The sequence below is a fragment of the Chelatococcus reniformis genome (assembly GCF_014640075.1).
In the GTDB taxonomy this organism is placed as follows: Bacteria; Pseudomonadota; Alphaproteobacteria; order Rhizobiales; family Beijerinckiaceae; genus Camelimonas; species Camelimonas reniformis.
Window position 1 is genome coordinate 296,385 of record NZ_BMGG01000011.1, and the last position, 17,450, is coordinate 313,834.

13 protein-coding genes are annotated in these 17,450 nt (G+C 69.0%); 3 read left to right on the forward strand and 10 right to left on the reverse strand.

The features are described from left to right. Positions 1–224: 224 nt before the first annotated feature. On the forward strand, positions 225–3,725 hold the full coding sequence (locus IEW34_RS27705) for an ATP-binding protein (RefSeq protein WP_210324605.1): 3,501 nt from the start codon (positions 225–227) through the stop codon (positions 3,723–3,725). Between the two features lie 19 nt (positions 3,726–3,744). On the opposite strand, the gene arsC is transcribed toward IEW34_RS27705, so the two are convergent. The 9 genes from arsC to IEW34_RS27750 form a co-directional block, all read right to left on the reverse strand. Further along, on the reverse strand, positions 3,745–4,170 hold the full coding sequence (gene arsC / locus IEW34_RS27710) for an arsenate reductase (glutaredoxin) (RefSeq protein ID WP_188612467.1): 426 nt from the start codon (positions 4,168–4,170) through the stop codon (positions 3,745–3,747). 51 nt (positions 4,171–4,221) lie between these two features. After that, positions 4,222–4,923 (reverse strand): DsbA family protein, encoded by a 702-nt coding sequence (locus tag IEW34_RS27715; RefSeq protein ID WP_188612519.1) that lies wholly within the window; start codon positions 4,921–4,923, stop codon positions 4,222–4,224. Between the two features lie 188 nt (positions 4,924–5,111). Next, positions 5,112–6,512 (reverse strand): amidase, encoded by a 1,401-nt coding sequence (locus IEW34_RS27720; protein ID WP_188612468.1) that lies wholly within the window; start codon positions 6,510–6,512, stop codon positions 5,112–5,114. A 125-nt stretch (positions 6,513–6,637) separates the two neighbouring features. Further along, on the reverse strand, positions 6,638–7,531 hold the full coding sequence (locus IEW34_RS27725) for an amidohydrolase family protein (RefSeq protein ID WP_188612469.1): 894 nt from the start codon (positions 7,529–7,531) through the stop codon (positions 6,638–6,640). 7 nt (positions 7,532–7,538) lie between these two features. Then, positions 7,539–8,660, reverse strand: coding sequence for an Ldh family oxidoreductase (locus IEW34_RS27730; RefSeq protein WP_188612470.1), 1,122 nt, complete (start codon positions 8,658–8,660; stop codon positions 7,539–7,541). A gap of 25 nt (positions 8,661–8,685) precedes the next feature. Continuing rightward, positions 8,686–9,576: a DUF1932 domain-containing protein gene (locus IEW34_RS27735; protein WP_188612471.1), complete on the reverse strand. Its 891-nt coding sequence runs from the start codon at positions 9,574–9,576 to the stop codon at positions 8,686–8,688. Then, positions 9,573–10,787 (reverse strand): ABC transporter substrate-binding protein, encoded by a 1,215-nt coding sequence (locus IEW34_RS27740; RefSeq protein ID WP_188612472.1) that lies wholly within the window; start codon positions 10,785–10,787, stop codon positions 9,573–9,575. The genes IEW34_RS27735 and IEW34_RS27740 overlap by 4 nt, the downstream gene beginning before the upstream one ends. A gap of 22 nt (positions 10,788–10,809) precedes the next feature. Then, a complete protein-coding gene (locus IEW34_RS27745) occupies positions 10,810–12,312 on the reverse strand; it encodes a class I adenylate-forming enzyme family protein (RefSeq protein WP_188612473.1) in 1,503 nt (500 codons plus the stop codon). Beyond that, positions 12,309–13,463 (reverse strand): acyl-CoA dehydrogenase family protein, encoded by a 1,155-nt coding sequence (locus tag IEW34_RS27750; protein WP_188612474.1) that lies wholly within the window; start codon positions 13,461–13,463, stop codon positions 12,309–12,311. The genes IEW34_RS27745 and IEW34_RS27750 overlap by 4 nt, the downstream gene beginning before the upstream one ends. A 94-nt stretch (positions 13,464–13,557) precedes the next feature. On the opposite strand from IEW34_RS27750, the gene IEW34_RS27755 reads away from it, so the two are divergent. Then, complete coding sequence (locus IEW34_RS27755) at positions 13,558–14,415, forward strand: IclR family transcriptional regulator (protein WP_188612475.1); 858 nt, start codon at positions 13,558–13,560, stop codon at positions 14,413–14,415. A 61-nt stretch (positions 14,416–14,476) separates the two neighbouring features. Beyond that, entirely contained in the window at positions 14,477–15,571 is a 1,095-nt protein-coding gene (locus tag IEW34_RS27760; RefSeq protein ID WP_188612476.1) for an NAD(P)/FAD-dependent oxidoreductase, read from the forward strand. Between the two features lie 350 nt (positions 15,572–15,921). Here IEW34_RS27760 and IEW34_RS27765 read toward each other — a convergent pair whose 3' ends face one another. Beyond that, the gene (locus IEW34_RS27765) at positions 15,922–17,424 is read right to left on the reverse strand and encodes a M81 family metallopeptidase (protein ID WP_188612477.1); all 1,503 of its coding nucleotides are present in this window, start codon (positions 17,422–17,424) and stop codon (positions 15,922–15,924) included. Positions 17,425–17,450: the final 26 nt, after the last annotated feature.

Sequence of the window (17,450 nt, forward strand, 5' to 3'; positions counted from 1 at the left end):
CAACGCGCCTGGCCGTGCAATGCGCGCAGGCGATCTGTCGCGATCACGACGAGCGGTCGGGGGCGGCCCCGGGTGAAGCCGAGGCATCCCTGCACCTCGGCATTGGAGCGGGCCAGTTCTGGGCAGCCGCAGTGGGCGGAGAACCGGTCTGGAATCTGGTCGTCGGCGGCGATGCGGTCATCGATGCGGCCAACGCGCTGGCACGGGCCGGCAATTGGAATCTCGTGCTGTCCGACGCCGCAGCACGGCCCCTGTCCCGCCGTCCGCTCGAAGATGACGCAGCGCGCCCGGTGCAACCGTCCAGGCCGACCGACGACCTGCCGTGGCAATGGTTGGCCGGCTTCCTCTCGCCGCAGGTGCGGGACGCGATGTCGGCCCTGCCGCGAGGGACAGGCTCTGAAAGAGGGCCGGCTACCCCGGACGACGAACTGGCCCTGGCGCGCAAACGGCTCGACGCGCTAGCCGAAATCCGGCCGGTGTCGGCGCTTCTGGCGCGCATCGTGGGTCTCAGCTGGGACAGCTCCGATGCTCTCGATCGGCACCACGCCCTGTGCACGTCCCTGCAGCAAATCCTCAGCGATTGCGGTGGGCCCCCCGGTGAACTGCTGTTCGACGACAAGGGACTGATCTTTATCGCTGCCTTCGGTGCCCACGGCACCTTCCGCCGCGACGACCCGCGGCGTGCCGTCGATGCCGCCCGCGCGATCACGTCGGCCCTTCGGCAGTCGGGGCTCGACGTGTCGATCGGCGTGGCGACGGGCGACGCGTCCTTTCACGTCGTCGGTAGCGCACAGCGCCGGCAGTTCATGGTCCTCGGCCAGTCGGTCAATCGGGCGGCACGCCTGATGACGTCGACCGAGCGAGACATCCTCTGCGACGCGCCGACCGAACGGGCGGTGCGGGCCACCTACCAATTCGAGCGGAGCGGAACGCTTCAGCTCAAGGGGCTGGGCGACATGGCCCCCGTCTTCCGCCCGATCGCGAGCCGCCGCCCGTCGTTGACATCGCCGAAATTGATCGGGCGGCAAACCGAGCTGGCGTTCCTGAGGTCGACCTTCGCCGCCACGCGCAGCGGTGGCAATCGGCTCACGGTCGTGCTCGGCGCGCCGGGCATCGGTAAGACGACCCTGGTCAATGCGTTCGCCGACGAGCTGCGAGGAGCGGGCATGACCGTGTCCCTGTCCGGCGCGGAACGGAACGACCGCCGCACGTCTCTGCTCGCCTGGCGGGGCGTGCTGCGATCGCTCGTCGGCCTGCCCGCGGACGCTGACGGAAACGAGATCTTTCGCTGCGTCGGTGAACGCGTGCATGGCATGCCCGGGATCGCCGAGCGCTTGCCGCTGCTCGGCGATGCCTTGGCCATCGTGACGACGCAGACCGAAGGGACACGGCATCTGGAAGGCGCCCACCGCGCCGACGCAACAATGCGGCTCGTCGGCGCCATCGTCGGCGCCCTGGCACCGCGGCCGCTGACGCTGATCCTCGAAGACAGCCAATGGCTCGACTCCGCGTCGTGGCGCCTCATCGAATGGGTGCTCAGTTCGCTCGAGTCGCTGATGCTGGTCCTGTGCGTGCGTGCGGAGGAGGTTCCCCAGGAGATCAAGACCCTTCGGCGCCGGGCGGGCGCGGCGCGCCCGGGCACCGCGTCCGATGGCGCTGCCCGCTATCTGCGCGTTCTGGAACTCGCTGAACTCGGCGAGGCGTCGATCCACGAACTGGTCGCCCGCACCCTCAGCGGAACGCCTCCCCAGGCGGAGATCACGCACCGGGTCGCCGCCCTCGCCGGCGGCAATCCGTTCTTCGCCGAGGAGATCGCGCTCACCCTCAAGGGCGAAGGCTTGATTGCCGAGCGCGACGGGTATTGGCGCTCCATCCGACCGCTCGATGAGCTGCGCTACTTTGAAGGCGTCGAACGGGTCATTCGCGAGCGCGTCGACCGCCTGGACAGCGTCGTCCGCGAAGTGATCCGGGCCATGGCCGTCATCGGCCGCACCTTCAGCAGCGGCGCTCTCCTGGCGCTCCATGACGGTGCGATCGACGAAGCGGTGGAGACGCTGATCGAGGCCCAGTTGATCCGCCCCACCGCCATGCCCGGGCTGTACGAGTTTCGCCATAGCCAAATCCGGGACGTGATCTATGCCTCCATCCCCGGCGGGTTGCGCCGGCAACTGCACGAGGCGCTGGCGAGCTGGATCGAGTCGAGCCGGCCGGACGCCATCGACGCCGAGATTGCGGTGCTCGTCCAGCACTTCCAGGCTGCCGGCAACAACGAGAAGGCCGTGAAGTATGCGGACCTGGCGGCGACCCACGCGCTTCAGGTCGGCGCATTTCGTGAGGTGGAGTCGTTCGTCGAGATCTGCCTGGAGCATGAACCCAAGCGACAGCTCTGGACCGACGAGCAGAAGCTCAGGTCGGTGCGCTGGCGACGGCAGCTGGCCGAAGCGCACTACAGCCGAGGCGACATCCATGCGCAGGGCGTCGCCGCCAGGCATGCCCTCAGCGTGGTCGGAAACCCCGTTCCCCAGACCGCTACAGCGACCTGGATGAAGCTGATCGGTCGCACGGTGCGGCTTGCGGTCCGGCAGGCTCTTCCGCCGAGGCCGGAACTCGGCCGCGACGCCGACAAGCTGCGCTGGGAAGCAGAGCTCGCCCGTTGCCTCAATCAGGCGGCGATGGTGGACTATTTCGAGGTGCGCTTCTCCCGCGGTATGTGCAACTTGATCGGCGCTGTCCTTCACGCCGAGCGCACCGGGCTCTCGGCCGACACGGCGATCGCCTCATCGCAACTGGGATGCGGCCTCGGCATGCTCGGCTGGCGGCGATCGAGCGACCACTTCATCGGACGGGCCGAGTCGGCCGCGCTCGCTCTCGCGGACCCCGCCCTGCATGCGCACGTGTGCATCCTGGACGCGCTCTGGCGGCTCGGCCGGGGCGAGTGGCCGATGGTCGACAGCCGCATCGATCAGGCCCAGGATCTATCGTTGAAAGCCGGCGACCAGTTGCGCTGGTGCAATGCCCAGGGCATGCGCTTCTGGACACAATATTACCGCGGCGACCAGGGCGCCTGGGAGCCGACCACGGCCGCACTGCTGTCGCGGGCGCAGAACGCGGGCAACGTCCAGCAGGAGATCTGGGCGCTGCGCTGCAAGGCCCTCTGTCTGCTGCACACGGACCGCCCGCGCGAGGCGGCGGACCTCCTGCGGCTCATTTCCTCCGCCGATTATCACGTCATCGATCTCGCGGCACGAATCTCGGTCATGGGCGCGCTCGCGCTGGCGTATGCCCGCACCGGCCGGCCCAGCGAAAGCATCGAGGCCACGGTCGAGACGCTGCGTCTGTTGCGGGGGATGCCGCGGCCATCCTCGCACAGCACCATCGTCGGCATCTGCGGTGCGCTCGAGGTGCTGCTGCGCGGTCGCGAAGCCGGCCTTGCCCAGCGGGATGACCGGTGGCGCAGCTGGGAGCTGCAGGCGCTGGCCGAACTGAGGCGCTACTGCAAAGTGTTTCCGGTGGGATTGGCACAGCTCGGCCTGTGGACCGGTGTGGCACACTGGCTGTCCGGCAGACGCGATGATGCGACCGCCTCATGGCAACAGGCCTTCATGGCCGCTCGCCGCTTCTCGCTGCGCCGGGACGAGTCGATGATCGCGGCCGAAATGCGCCGTCGGCTCGACCGGAAGCTCGAAGCCCAGGGCGAATACCACATCATCGGCCCGGAGCCGTGATCGCGCCGTGCGCGCAGATCTAGCCCGTCCCCACCCGCCGGCCATGCTCGTCGATCACCCGCTCGCCGTCTTCCTTGACGAACTCGCCTTGCGGACCCGGCAGCAGATCGAGCACCAGCTCGGAGGGGCGGCACAGCCGCACCCCCTTGGGGCTCACCACGATCGGCCGGTTGATGAGGACAGGATTCTCGACCATGGCGTCGATCAGCTCCGCATCGGCCAGCGCCGGGTCGTCGAGCCCGAGGTCGGCGTAGGCCGTGTCCTTGGCGCGGATGGCGCCGCGGGCGTCGAGGCCCATGCGGTGGATCAGTTCGCGCAGCATGAAGCGGCTCGGCGGTGTCTTCAGGTATTCGATCACGTGCGGCTCGATGCCCGCGTTGCGGATCATGGCGAGCACGTTGCGCGACGTGGCGCAGGCGGGGTTGTGATAGATGATCACGTCCATGTCGGCCTCCCGGCGGGGATGAGCAAACCCTGATCGCGGCTCGCGCCGCCGTCAGCAGCTCAAGGCATCGCACGCGCTGACGGAGGACACCATCCGCGCAAGCGATCTGCTGCCGGGATAGCCGAGCACGCCCATGCCGGCGAGCACGAACGAGGGCGTCGCCGACAGGCCCAGGGAGGCGGCCAGCTTCATCTGGGCCGTGAGAGCTGCCCGCACCTGAGCGCTGTCCGCGGTCTTTTCGATGGTGGCACGCGGAAGACCCAGCCCTGCGGCCGCCTGCAACGCGGCCGGCCCGTCGATGAGCCCCCGGCGGGCGAACAGCGCCCGGTGCAGCGCATAGGCGGCCGCGGCGCCCTTCAGCTTCAGCACGGCGAGTTCCACCTTGGCAGCCTGCGCCGACTGCGGCGACAGGATCGGGTTGTTGAGCAGCCCGATGCGAAGCTCCGGATGGGCCTTCAGCAGCGCTTCGATGTCATCGGCTGCCTTATGGCACCAGGGACAATTGTAGTCGTAGGCCTCGACGAAGGTGACATCGGGCTTGTCCGCGCCGACCCAGACGACCCCGACGAGCTCCTCGAGCTGCGACGTGAGCTCCACCGGCAACCGCAGGTTCGGCACCGGCGCACCATCGTCGGAGGTCAGCGGCAACCATTGGCCGGTATCCTCCGCCCGCCCGCGCGCGACGGGCAGGAAGGCCCCCGCCACGGCTGCCGCGGCGGCCCCTGCCAGAATCCGTCGTCGATCGATCATGATGGCCACCCTCGCAGCTTGCCTCGACGCTCCGACGAATCGCCGGCCGGGCGCGGGGCGCCAGGCCAGCTCGACCAGGGAGATAGGGCGGGATGATGGCTGCGACGGCGATCGGCGCGGCGCTGCCCGCGCTACGGCAGGCGGCAAAGGCTGCTGCCCCCGGCTCCCAGGGAGTGGCGGCGCTTCGCCCCTCAGGCCGGCGGCTGCGGCCAGGGGCGCTGCGGTCCCCGCATTGTTTCGAATGCCCTGGCCATGCGCAGCACGCCGATATCGTCGAAGCGGCGTCCCACGATCTGGAGGCCGATGGGAAAGCCCGCCGCGCTGTAACCGGCATTGATCGACGCGGCCGGGTTCTCGGCCATGTTCCATGGCACGGTGAAGCCGATGTGCTGGAGAGGCAGCCCCGGATCGTTGGTGGGCGAGGCAAATTCAGCCGGGAAACTGACCACGGGCGCGACCGGCGACACGATGTAGTCGAGCTCGGCGAAGGCCTGCGCCGCTTGGGCGCGAATGGTCATGGTGCCGTTGTAGCCGTGCATGACATCGAGGGCCGAGCACGCCGCGCCGCTCTCCGCCCAGGCGCGGATGTACGGCAGCAGCCTGGCGCGCCGCTCCGGCGGAAGCTTGCGCACATCATCCCACGAGCGCACGCGCCAGAACCGGTCGAGACCGTCGAGCAAGTCCTGGTCCATGACCGGGCCGACCTCGCTGACGACGGCGCCGGCGGCGGCGAAGGCACGCGCGGCATCGATGATCACCGGACGGATCTCGGCATCGAGCGGCAGGCCCGAGCCGGCGTCGAGCATCAAGCCCATGCGCTTGCCCTTGACCTCGCCATCGAGGGCCGTCCAGTCGAGGGCGTCGGGCGGCAAGCTCATGTGATCGCGCCAATCGGGCCGCGAGAGCACGCCCATCATCAGCGCCGCGTCCGCCACGGTGCGCGTCAGCGGCCCGGCGCAGCGGCCGAAGTAGGGCGGATCGACGGGCACCCGGCCGTTGCTCGGCTTCAAGGCGAAGATGCCGCACCAATTGGCCGGCAGGCGCACCGAACCGCCAATGTCGCTGCCGAGGTGGAGGGGGCCGAAGCCCGCCGCGCAGGCAGCCCCCGCACCCGCGCTGGATCCACCGGTGTTTTTACTGAGATCCCACGGGTTGCGCGTCAGGCCGTGGAACAGCGAGAGACCCGACGACAGCATGCCGTACTCGGGCATGGTGGTCTTGGTGTAGGCGATGGCGCCGGCCTCCCGGAGCCGGGCCGCCGGCGGCGCATCTGCCTGCTGCGGCACCAGTTCGGTGGCCGCACTGCCGAGCGGCATGGGCACGCCCTTGGTGGCGATGTTCTCCTTCAGGGTCACCGGCACGCCGTCGAGCGGGCCCGGCGGCTCGCCGCGCCGCCACCGTGCCTCCGATTGGCGCGCCGCCGCGCGTGCCGCGTCGGGCTCGAAGGCATAGAGCGCGTTGATATGCGGGTTCCAGGCGCCGATGCGGGCGATCACGTCGTCCATCACCTCGACCGGCGAGATGTCGCGCCTGCGATACCCGGCAACGAGATCGAGGGCCGTCAGGTCATGCAGGGCGGCTGGACTGGACATGGCTCACGTCACTCCCGGGACACGGACGGCGCAGGCAAGACCGATGCCCATCCGCCGATCATGCGCCGGGTGAAGCCCCGTCTCTACACGCGCGGCCGCGCGCACCCCTCAACCCACGTATGCGCTCAGCCGTGGGGCAGGCCATAGAAGCGCGCGGGGTTGTCCACCAGGATGCGCCGCTGCATGCCCGGGTCGGAGGTATAGTCCGCGAGCCCGTCGAGAAGCTCACCGACATCCGGGCGTTCTTCGGCATCGTAGAGCCCGACGTGGGGCCAGTCGCTGCCCCAGACCATGCGATCGGGCGCCGCCGCGATGAGCGCGCGCGCGAACGCGTAGGTGTCGCGAAACGGCTTGGGCTCACCCGACAGGCGAAAGCCGCCCGACAGCTTGACGTAGCAGCCGGTATCGCGGACCAGGCGCAGGACAGCCTGGAAATCCGGCTGGGCGATGCCCGCCGGGGCCGGGCACCAGCCCATATGGTCGATGATGAAGGGCACGCGAAGCCGTGCCAGGCGCGGCTCCAGCTCCGAATACGACGGGCCCTTGACGGCGACCTGTATATGCCAGCCCAACTCGGCGCAGCGGTCGGCCAACGCCTCGAGGCTGCGCATGCCGACCCCGCCGCCGACGATATCGAGGATGCGGATGCCGGTGACGCCGGCATCCTTCAGTTCGGCGATCACCGCATCCGGCGTGGCTGCATCGACGACGGCGACGCCGCGCAACCGGTCCGGATAGCGCCGCAGGGCCTCGAGCAGCAGGCGATTGTCGGTGCCATGGGCGCTGACCTGGACGAGCACGCCGTAGGCGAGCCCCACCCGATCGAGCATGGCGATGAAGTCGGCCGGCGGCGCGGCAGGCGCGGTGAAGTGGCGGTCCGGGACCAGGGGGTGATCGGGAGGGACGCCGATCACGTGCGCATGGGTCTCCCAGGCCCCGGGCGGCACCTGGAGGCGGCGCGGCGGGCTCGCCCGGCGCGGCGGCAGGCAATCGCGAATGGTCCCGTCGTAGTGGAACATGCTCACCTCAGGTCGTCGCGGGATCGAGGATGAAGTCGACGCCGGTGTCCGCGGCTACTTTGCGAACCGCGTCGAGAAACGCGCCGTTCAAGGGGATGCCGGTGGTGAGCCGCTCGGCCCGGCGCTCGAACTCCGGTTCGCCCGCCACGACGACCGGGTGCAGAGGATCGACCGCCGGTGTCGCCCGGAGCGCGTCGACGATGGCCGCGGCCTCCTCCTCGAACGAGCCACCGAGGCGGAAGGCCCGGGGATCCAGCGCAAGAAAGAAATGGCCGATGTTGTCGGGCGCGCCCGGTGCCGCATCCCGAACCCGAAACGGCGAAAACGAACCGCCGGCAAGGGTGCTGCCGAGAAGCTGTGCCATCACGGCAAGGCCGTAACCTTTGTGCGCCCCGGTGTCGCGCGAGCCGCCCAGCGGCATCAGGCCGCCGACGCCCCCGTCCATGCAGAGGCGGAAGCCCTCGTGGGGATCGGTCACCGGCCTGCCGGCACCATCCACCACCCAGCCCATCGGCAACGGCGTATCGTGGTAGCCGTAGACCTTGACCTTGTTCGCGGCGACCGCCGATGTCGACATGTCGAGCAGGAAGGGATCGTGCCCGGCGGCGGGCGCTGCGAATGCGATCGGGTTCGTGCCCAGCATCGGAAGGGTGCCGCCGGTCGGAAGCACCGCAACGGTGCGGGCCGAGGAGGTCACCAGCGCCAGCACTCCGCGGCGGGCCGCCATCTCGGCGTAGAGCCCAGCCGCGCCAAAATGATGCGAGTTGAAGACCGAGACCGCACCGATGCCGCCGGCCAGGCATTTATCGACCGCGAGGTTCATCGCCATGATGGCGACGCCGTGGCCGAGCCCCGCATCCGCGTCGATCACCGCCGTCGCCGCGTTTTCCCGCACGGTGCGGGGGCAGGCCTTCATGTTGAGACCGCCGGCCCGTCGCATCTGGTCGTAGAGCGGGAGCATCGACGCGCCGTGGGATTCGATGCCGCGCAGATCCGTCTCGACGAGGCAGTCGGCGACGACCGCCCGATCCGCCTCGGGCATGCCCCAGGCCTCCAGCACGAGCAGCACCTGCTGCTTCAGCAGCGCGGGCGTGACGTGGACAAGGCGTTCAGCCGTGGAAGAAGTCATTCTCGGTGCCGCAGGATGAGAGCGATCAGGATTTGATTGCAGCGGCCCGCTCCGCCGCCAGCAGCCACGCGAGCGCCTGCTCGGCGTCGAGCGGCTCCGCCGCCGGGGGCCGGGCGCGGGCCAGCTCCGCCGTGCGACGATAACGCTCGATCGCCGCCCGCGTGGTCAGGCTCGGCAGGCCGAGGGCCAGGATCTCGTCCTCGGCTTGCTGCATTTCAGTCAGCCGGCGGGCCGCGTGCGGCGGATGGGTGCGCAGATACATGGCGATGTGCTCGCGCAGCGGCGCGCGATCGAAATCGGCGAGTTGCCCGACCAGCTCGGCCCGGAGCCCCATCGCTTCAGCGGCCAGCATCGCCTCGTTGACCACCGCGTCGAGGCCCTTGGCGAAGACGCTGCGCAGCAGCTTCAGCTTGGAAGCGTCGCCGACGGCTGAGCCCGCCCGCGCATCCACATGGAAGCCCAGAGGCGTCGCCATGGCGGCGAAGCGTGCGGCCGCCGGCCCCGATGCCAACAGCGGGGTGCCGATGCCGTGCAGGCTGACGGCGCCCATGATGGCCACGTCGACGTAGTTTTCGGCCCCCGCAGGCATGACCCCGGCCGCGGCGGCGACATCGCGCGGCGCCGCGGAGGTGAGATCGGCGACGATCGTCCCGCGTGCCACGGCCGGTGCGATCTGCCGTGCGACGGCGAGCAGGCTCTCTCCCGTGGTGGTGATCAGCACCAGATCGGCGCGGGCAGCGGCGGCAGCAGCGTCGGCCGCGAGCGCCAGGCCCAGATCCGCCGCGGCGCGCTCGGCCCGGGCCGAAGGGCGCGATGCGATACGAAGGGCGACGCCCCGACCATGCAGCGCCTTGGCGAAGATCCTGCCGACCTCGCCGAGGCCGATGAGCGCGATTGTAGGAGACGAAGCGCTCATCTGGTGTTGGTGACCAGCGGACACTCGCTCTCGGCGAGAGGCCGGAAGGCCTGGTCACCGGGGATGACGTCGATGGTCTTGAAGTAGTCCCAGGGCTCCTTGGACTCGTCGGGCGACTTGATCTGCAAGATCTGCACGGGGTGCAGCATGCGCCCATCGGCGCGAATGACGCCGTCACCCAGCAGCGGGTCCTTCACGGGAGCGGCCTTCAGCAGATCGACGATCTTCTTGCCGTCGGCAGTGCCGACCTTCTCGACGGCGCCGAGATAGGCCAGAACCGCCGAGTAGACACCCGCCTGCAGCGCATCGGGGTGGATGCCGTTGTTGCGCTTGGAAAGCTCGGTCGCGAACGCGCGCGTATCGGCGTTCTCCGTCCAGTTCATGCTGCCGGCCGCGAGCAACCCTTGCGTATCCTTCAGCCCGGCGGCATGGACGACGGCCAGATTGAACTGTGGCGCGACGATCTTGTAGCGGTCCGAGGTGATGCCGAACTCGCGTGCCTGCTTCACCGCGTTCGAGAGATCGCCGCCGCCGTTGGCGAGGACGATGACATCGGCCCCCGACGCCTGCGCCGTCAGGATGTAGGAGCTGAAGTCGACGGTGTTGAGCGGATGCTTGACCGAGCCGACGACCTCGCCGCCCTGGGCCTTGACGAGTTTGGAGACGTTCTCCTCCAGGCTGTGTCCGAAGGCGTAGTCGACGGTGATGAAGAACCACTTCTTGCCACCGCGCTGCATCACCGCCTTCACCAGGGCGTTGGCGTTGCCGTACGAGTCCCAGGACCAGTGAATGGTATTGGGCGAGCACTGCTTGCCCGTGAGCTCCGTCGTACCGACGCCCGACGGGATCATCACCTTGTTGCGCTCGCGGGTGATGCCGACGGCGGCCAGCGCCACGGCCGAGTTGGCGAAGTCGACGACCATGTCGACGTCCTCCTGGTCGTACCAGCGGCGGATGATGGCGGCGCCGATATCGGCCTTGTTCTGGTGATCGGCAAAGATCACTTCGATCGGGCGGCCGGCCGCCCTGCCCCCATAGGCCTCGGCGGCCATCTTCGCGGCCTGCACCGCACCATTTCCGGTCAGGTCGGAGAACACGCCGCTCATGTCGGTGAGCACGCCGATCTTCACCGTCCCCGTCCTGTCGCCCGCCTGCGCCGCTCCCGCTATCGCAAAACCGGCAAGGCCCAAAGCCGCCATCAATAGCTTCATGGTGGTATCCCCCGTCTTGTACTTATTTCTTGAAGTCGATGACGCGCGCGTCGACGTATTCGAGCTCGCGACGCAGGATTTTTTCGGTCTGTGTGCGTGGAATGCGGTCGATCCGCTCGGCATAGCGCGGCAGCATGTAGCCCGGCACGTGGTCGGCGAGATGGCTGCGGATGTGCGCTAGGTCGAAGCCCGCCTCGGCCACCACGACCGCCTTGATCTCGTCGCCCATGATCGGGTCAGGGACCGCCACGACGGCGCAGTCGGCGATGCCCGGCAGCTTGCGCAGGTGCTGCTCCAACTCGTCGGGCGAGATCATCTCGCCGCCGCGTCGGATGACCTCCTTGGAGCGCCCGTGGAAATAGAGATAGCCGTCGTCGTCGAAGCTGCCGATGTCGCCGGTGTGGAACCAGAAGTTGCGGCTGGCCTTGGCCAGTTCCTCGGGCTTTTTGTAGTAGCCCATCAGGATGACGTTGGGCTTCGACGGACGCACGACGATCTCTCCGCGCGCGCCGATCGGCTGCGGGTTGTCGTCGGCATCGACGATGCGGACCTCCACGTCGGCGCGAACCCGGCCGTTGGCGCCCAGCTTGTGGTCCGCAGCGGTGCTGCCCGAGACCCAGCCGCCCACCTCGGTCATGCCGTAGAGCTCGTGAACCTTGATGCCGAAGCGGGTCTCGATGGTCGAGGCGAGCTCGCGCGTCGTGCCGCCGCCGATGGCAAAGCGCATGGCATGATCGCGGACCGGATCGGCGTAGCGGGCCGCGAGGATGGCAAGAACGGTGCCGACGAAGGTGCAGCCCGTCGCACCGAGCGCCCGTGCCTCGTCGAAGAAGCTCGTCGCCGAAAAGCGAGGCGCCAGGGCGAGCGACGCACCGGCGGTCAGCGCCGCCATCACCGCATACATCTGCGGATTGGTGTGGAAGAGCGGCATGTAGACGAAGATGCGATCATCGCGGCCGAGATCGAGAATCCGCACGGTCTCGCGGCCGGTCGCGGCGTAGCCGCCATGGGCGCACATGACGCCCTTGGGCAGTCCCGTCGTGCCCGACGTGTAGAGGATCGTGCACAGATCGTGCGCCGCGATCGCGGGCGGCTCGGCTTCGTCGCTGCCCGCCAACTCGGCGAAGAACGCCGCATCCGAGCCGATGCCGATGCGGGGCAGCGCGGCCGCCCCCTCGCGCAGACCGCCGGCGCGCGTCTCGATCCATTCGGTGTCGGCGACGACGAGCTTGGCGTCGCACTGGGACACCAGATAGGTGATGGCGTCGCCCATCAGTTGGTTGTTGAGGCAGACGGCGACGGCGCCCGCGGCATTGATGCCGAACCAGGCCACCAGATAGGCGGCACTGTTGCCGGCGATCAGGGCGACGTGGTCACCGGGGACGATGCCGTGGGCGCAAAGACGCGCCGCAAAGCGGCGGGCGAGCGACCAGATCTCGGCGTAGGAATAGGTCGCTTCGGTCGTGACGGCCAACGGCCGATCCGGCGTGGAGGCGGCCTGCGCCGCGAGGAGATCGAGGATCATCGCACGCCCGCGAAACCGAGAAAGTATTTGGCGAGGGTGTTCTTGAGGACTTCGGACGAGCCGCCGCCGATCTCGTAGGTCTTGGCGTCACGGAAGTAACGGCTGAACGGTGCATTCACCATCGTGCCGTAGGCACCGCAGACCTGGATGGCCTTGGAGGCGACATCCGTCGCCACCTCCGCCGCGATCAGCTTGGCGCCACTCGCATAGCGCATGACGTCGTCGTGGCTGTCGAGCGCCTCGGCGGCCCGGTAGACCAGGAGCCGCGCTGCGTCGATCCGTGCCAGGGCTTCAGCGAAGTACCATTGGATGCCCTGGAACTGGATCACCTTCTGATCGAAGGCCACGCGGTTGGCGGTGAACGCCAGCGCCGCGTCATAGGCGGCGCGGGCGATGCCGATGCTGATGCCGGCCGCCGCCGTGCGGGAATAATCCAGCGTGGTCACCGCCTGGCGCACGCCCTTGCCGTCCTCGCCGATGAGGTGATCCAGCGGCAGACGCACACCCTGGAGCCGGATGTTGACGTGCGGCCCGTTGCGCAGGCCCATGGTCGCCGAGTTGTGGCCGACGTAGGTGGTGAGACCTTCGCTCTCGCGCGGGACCGCGAATGCCGACACACCGGCCTCGGTCTGAGCCAGAATGACGAAGAACTCCGCCTCCGAGCCCGAGGTGATGAAGGACTTCTCCCCGTCGAGCACCCACATGCCGCCCTCGCGACGGGCCTTGGTATCCAGCGTGCGGATGTCGCTGCCGTGGGAGGCCTCGGTGAGCGCGTAGGACGCGATCAGCCCCCCGGCAAAGCGCGGCAAATAGCGCTCCTTCAGGCTGTCGGAGCCGAACAGGCGGATGATGGTCTGCGCCTGGAAGATGGTGATCAGCGAGATGGCAACCGCGGCGCTGCCGTAACCCACCTCCTCACAGACGGCGACGGCAGACGAATAGGGCTCGGCACGCCCGCCATAGGCCTCGGGCAGGCAGATGGCGTTGCAGCCCAGCGCCGCCAGTTCGCGCACCAGCTCGGTCGGATAGACGTCGCGGGCGTCGATATCGTGCGCGGCGGGCGCGACCCGCCTCTCGACGAAGCCTCTGACCTGACGGACCAGGGCCTCGTTGGCATAGGGGCGCCAAAGATCGCGCGCGTCCTCGCTCATTCCCGTTGTCCTCCCTGCATCTCGATGGCGTACGCCCCTTGATATTGATCGTCAATAGGATATGAAATATCAAATAGAGGATATTGAGGAATGCATGCGAACGCGAACCGCCAAGGCCGGGGCCGTCACCGTCAAGTCGTCGATGCGGACGCTGGAAGTTTTAGAGTATTGCGACAGCGTCATGCGCAGCGTAACCATAACCGAGCTGGCGGATAAGCTTGGCTATCCACAATCGAGCACGTCGACACTCGTACAGAGCATGCTCAACGCGGGCTATCTCGTGCTCGATCCGGATGGTCGCGGCATCGCGCCCAGCAGCCGCGTCTCCTCGCTGGGCCGCTGGATCGAGCCAGCGGTGCCGCGGGCCGAGGTGAAGGCCTTCATGCAGGCGCTCGGCACCGAGACCGGGCAGACCATCCTGCTCGGCGTGCCGCACGACCTGTGCGTCCGTTACATCGACGTCGTGCCGGGACGCCACGCCATGCGGCTGGAAATTCCGATCGGTTCGAAGCTGCCGCTGGTCGAATCCGGCATGGGCCGACTGCTGCTGTCGCAGATGAGCGACGACGACGTGGCGGTACTCGTCGCCCGGACGCGCGAGCGGGTCGACGCCGAAGGCGCCCCGGGTGTCGGCGCGTCGGATCTGGTGAACATCTGGAACGCCGATCCGGTCGTGCCCGCGCTGCCCGAGCTGCTCACCGACCTTGCCCATCTCCGCCGCCGCGGTTTCGAGGTGTCGCTGGGGCGCGTGACGCTCGGCGCCGGCATCGTCTGCGTGCCGTTGCCGCGGCGAGCCGGCGAGCGCCCCATGGGGGTGGGCGTCGGCGGTCTGTCGACGGCGATCGCCGCCGACCGCCAGCGTATCCTGCGGCTCATGGTCGATGAGGGGGCCCGCCTCGGCATCCCGATTGCGATCTCAACCGACGATGACGGCGCCCGCGAAGCGGAGTAACGCCGATCCCCACTCCCCCGTGCCCGGCCGCGCCGAAGGCGGACCGCAGAGGAAGCCGCACATGATGGTTCTTGTCGTAGGTGCCGGCGTCATCGGCCTCGCCGTCGGGCGGGCGCTGGCGCTCGCCGGGCATGAGGTGATCGTGGCCGATGCCGCCGCGAGCATCGGCAGTGGCATCTCCTCGCGCAATTCCGAAGTGATCCACGGCGGCATGTACTATCCCACGGACTCGCTGCGGGCGCGCCACTGCGTCGCCGGCCGGCGCCTGATGTACGCCTTCTGCGCCAGCCATGGGGTGCCGCACGCCAAGTGCGGCAAGCTGATCGTGGCGACCTCCCAGGAGGAGGTGACCAAGATCACGGCCATTCACACGCAAGGCCTCGCCAATGGCGTCGAGGGCCTGGAATGGCTCGACGCGGCGCACCTGCGGGTGCTGGAGCCGGAGCTCGCCTGCGTCGGCGCGCTCGTGTCCCACGAGACCGGCATCGTCGACAGCCACGCACTGATGCTGGCACTGCAAGGGGAGCTGGAGGACCAGGGCGGGGCGCTGGCCCTGGCGACGCCGATCGAGTGGCTGCGGCCGGACAGCCACGGCTGGCTGGTCGGCTTCGGCGGCAACGACGGCGGCACGATGGCCTTCGAAGCCGTCGTCAACGCGGCCGGGCTCGGCGCGCCGGCGCTCGCCGCCGCGACCGAAGGCTATCCCCCGGGCCGCGTGCCGCGCCTGACCTTGGCCAAGGGCAACTATTTCGGCTTCGCCGGGAAAGCGCCCTTCGCGCGGCTGATCTATCCCGCCCCGGTCGACGGCGGCCTCGGCGTTCACCTGACGCTCGACCTGGCCGGGCGGGTCCGCTTCGGGCCCGACGTCGAATGGATCGACCAACCCGACTACCGCGTCGATCCGGCCCGGGCCGAGTTGTTCTATGCCGCCATCCGCCGCTACTGGCCGGGGCTGCCCGACGGCGCCTTGCTGCCGGACTATGCGGGCATCCGCCCGAAGCTGACCGGGCGGGGCGAGCCGGCCGCCGACTTCATCATCGAGGGCCCGGCCGACCATGGCCTGCCCGGCTTGGTCAACCTGTTCGGCCTCGAGAGTCCCGGCCTCACCTCCAGCCTGTCGATCGCCGACGACGTCGCGCGCCAGATCGGACCCTGACGGCCGGAACGCCTCGCTGTCGGATGACCTCGTCGTGGCGCAGCACGAGGTCGCGACTGTTTGGGCCCTGGCGACGGATGTGAGCTCTCAAGGCGATGGATGGTCGGGTCAAGCCCGACCATGGCGTTGAGAATAAAAGGCTTTCGCCCCGCCCCGTCATGGTCGGGCTTGACCCGGCCATCCATCCGCTCAAAGGGTCACATTCAACGAGTGACGGGAGCGCTGTGGATTCAATAAAGGTGAAGCATCTAGAGCGTTTTCGAGCGAAGTGGACGCCGGTTCGCGTGAAGAAAGCGCGACAAATCAAACAGATAGAGCATTTCGGCGATTCGAAGAAACGCGGAAACGCTCTAGGCCGGCCCCGGAAACGGGGGGCCGTTGGGCTTGATGCGCAGGCCGGGACGCAGCCGGGTCCATGGCAGATCGGCGGGATCGGACGGCATCGGCCCCGGCGCCGCGCAGACGAGTATCGTCTCCGCGATCGGCTCGAAATCGGCGCGGAAATGTACCGAGCTCTTGTTCACCAGGATGGCCTGGGCTGTCGGCTCGATGCCCACGAAGCGGTACATGGCCTGGTCGGCGAGTTGGGCCTTGCGCGAGCCCACCACAACGCGCACGCCGCCGATGCGCAGGCAGGCCGACGGCCCGAGGTCGAGGCGGCCGCCCCCGAAATAGGGGCCGGGCGCCACGAAGCGGCCGTCCGACAAGGCCTCGACGACGAACTCCCCCTGGAACGGTGCGTCGCCCGGAATGCCCGACTTGCCGCCGAGCGCCAGGGAGACGGTCGCGCCCTCGCCCGCTGCCTGCGCCGCGCGGGCCGCGGCCGGATCCACGATGACGCCGATGGCGGCACGTGTCGCCTTCGCGGCCACCAGCGCGCGCAGCATGCCGGTGGTGTCGGAATCGCCGCCGGCGCCGGGATTGTCCTGGGTGTCGGCGATGACCACCGGCCTGCTCGCCCCCTCGGCGATCGCCATGGCGGCGCGAACGCCTTCGTCCGGCCCGTAAACGCGACCGTCGAAATCGGCTTCGTGACCTGCGACGAGCCCGGCGATGGCGTCCGCCGCCGCTTCGGCATCGGCCTGGCTGCGGCCATAGGCGACGACGGTGGCGCCGCAGTCGGCAAAGTCGGCCGCCGGAAAGCCCGGCAGGAACGACAGCGTCGGCACCGCCTCCCCCTCCCGCGCCGCCAGCGCCGCGTAGATCGACTGGCACGGCTCCACGTCGGTGCACTGCCAGCTGATCGGGATGAGGAACGGCAGCTGCCGGAAGGCCTTGGCGAAGGGCCCGGCGCCGGCGAGCAGGCGGGCGAGATGGCGCGCCGCGGCCCGGCCGGTATCGGCCATGTCGATGTGCGGATAGGTGCGGTAGGCGACGAGCGCATCGGCCTCGTCGACCATGCGCCGGGTGACGTTGCCATGCAGATCGAGGCTGACGACGATGGGCACATTGGGGCCGACGACACGGCGCACCCGGGCAATCAGCTCGCCTTCACCATCATCCAGGTGCTCCGCCACCATGGCGCCGTGCAGATCGAGGTAGACCCCCTCGAGCGGGCCGGCTGCGGCGATGCCGTCGACGATGGTCCGCGCCACCGTCTCGTAGGCGTCCTCGCGGACGTGCGCCGACGGGCTCGCGGCGCACCACATGATCGGCAGCAGATCCCATCCGGCCGCCTCGGCGGCGGCGACGAAACCGCTCATGCCGATATTGATGCCGCGGGTCTCGTCGATGACGGCGCGGCCCTTGACCATGGCCGGCCAGCCGCCGCCGGCGACGAAATCGTCCAGTGTCGCCTTGGACGGGGCGAAGGTGTTGGTCTCGTGCAGGAAGCCGGCAACGGCGATGCGCATCGTGAACCTCGAAGGCTGGCCATGGC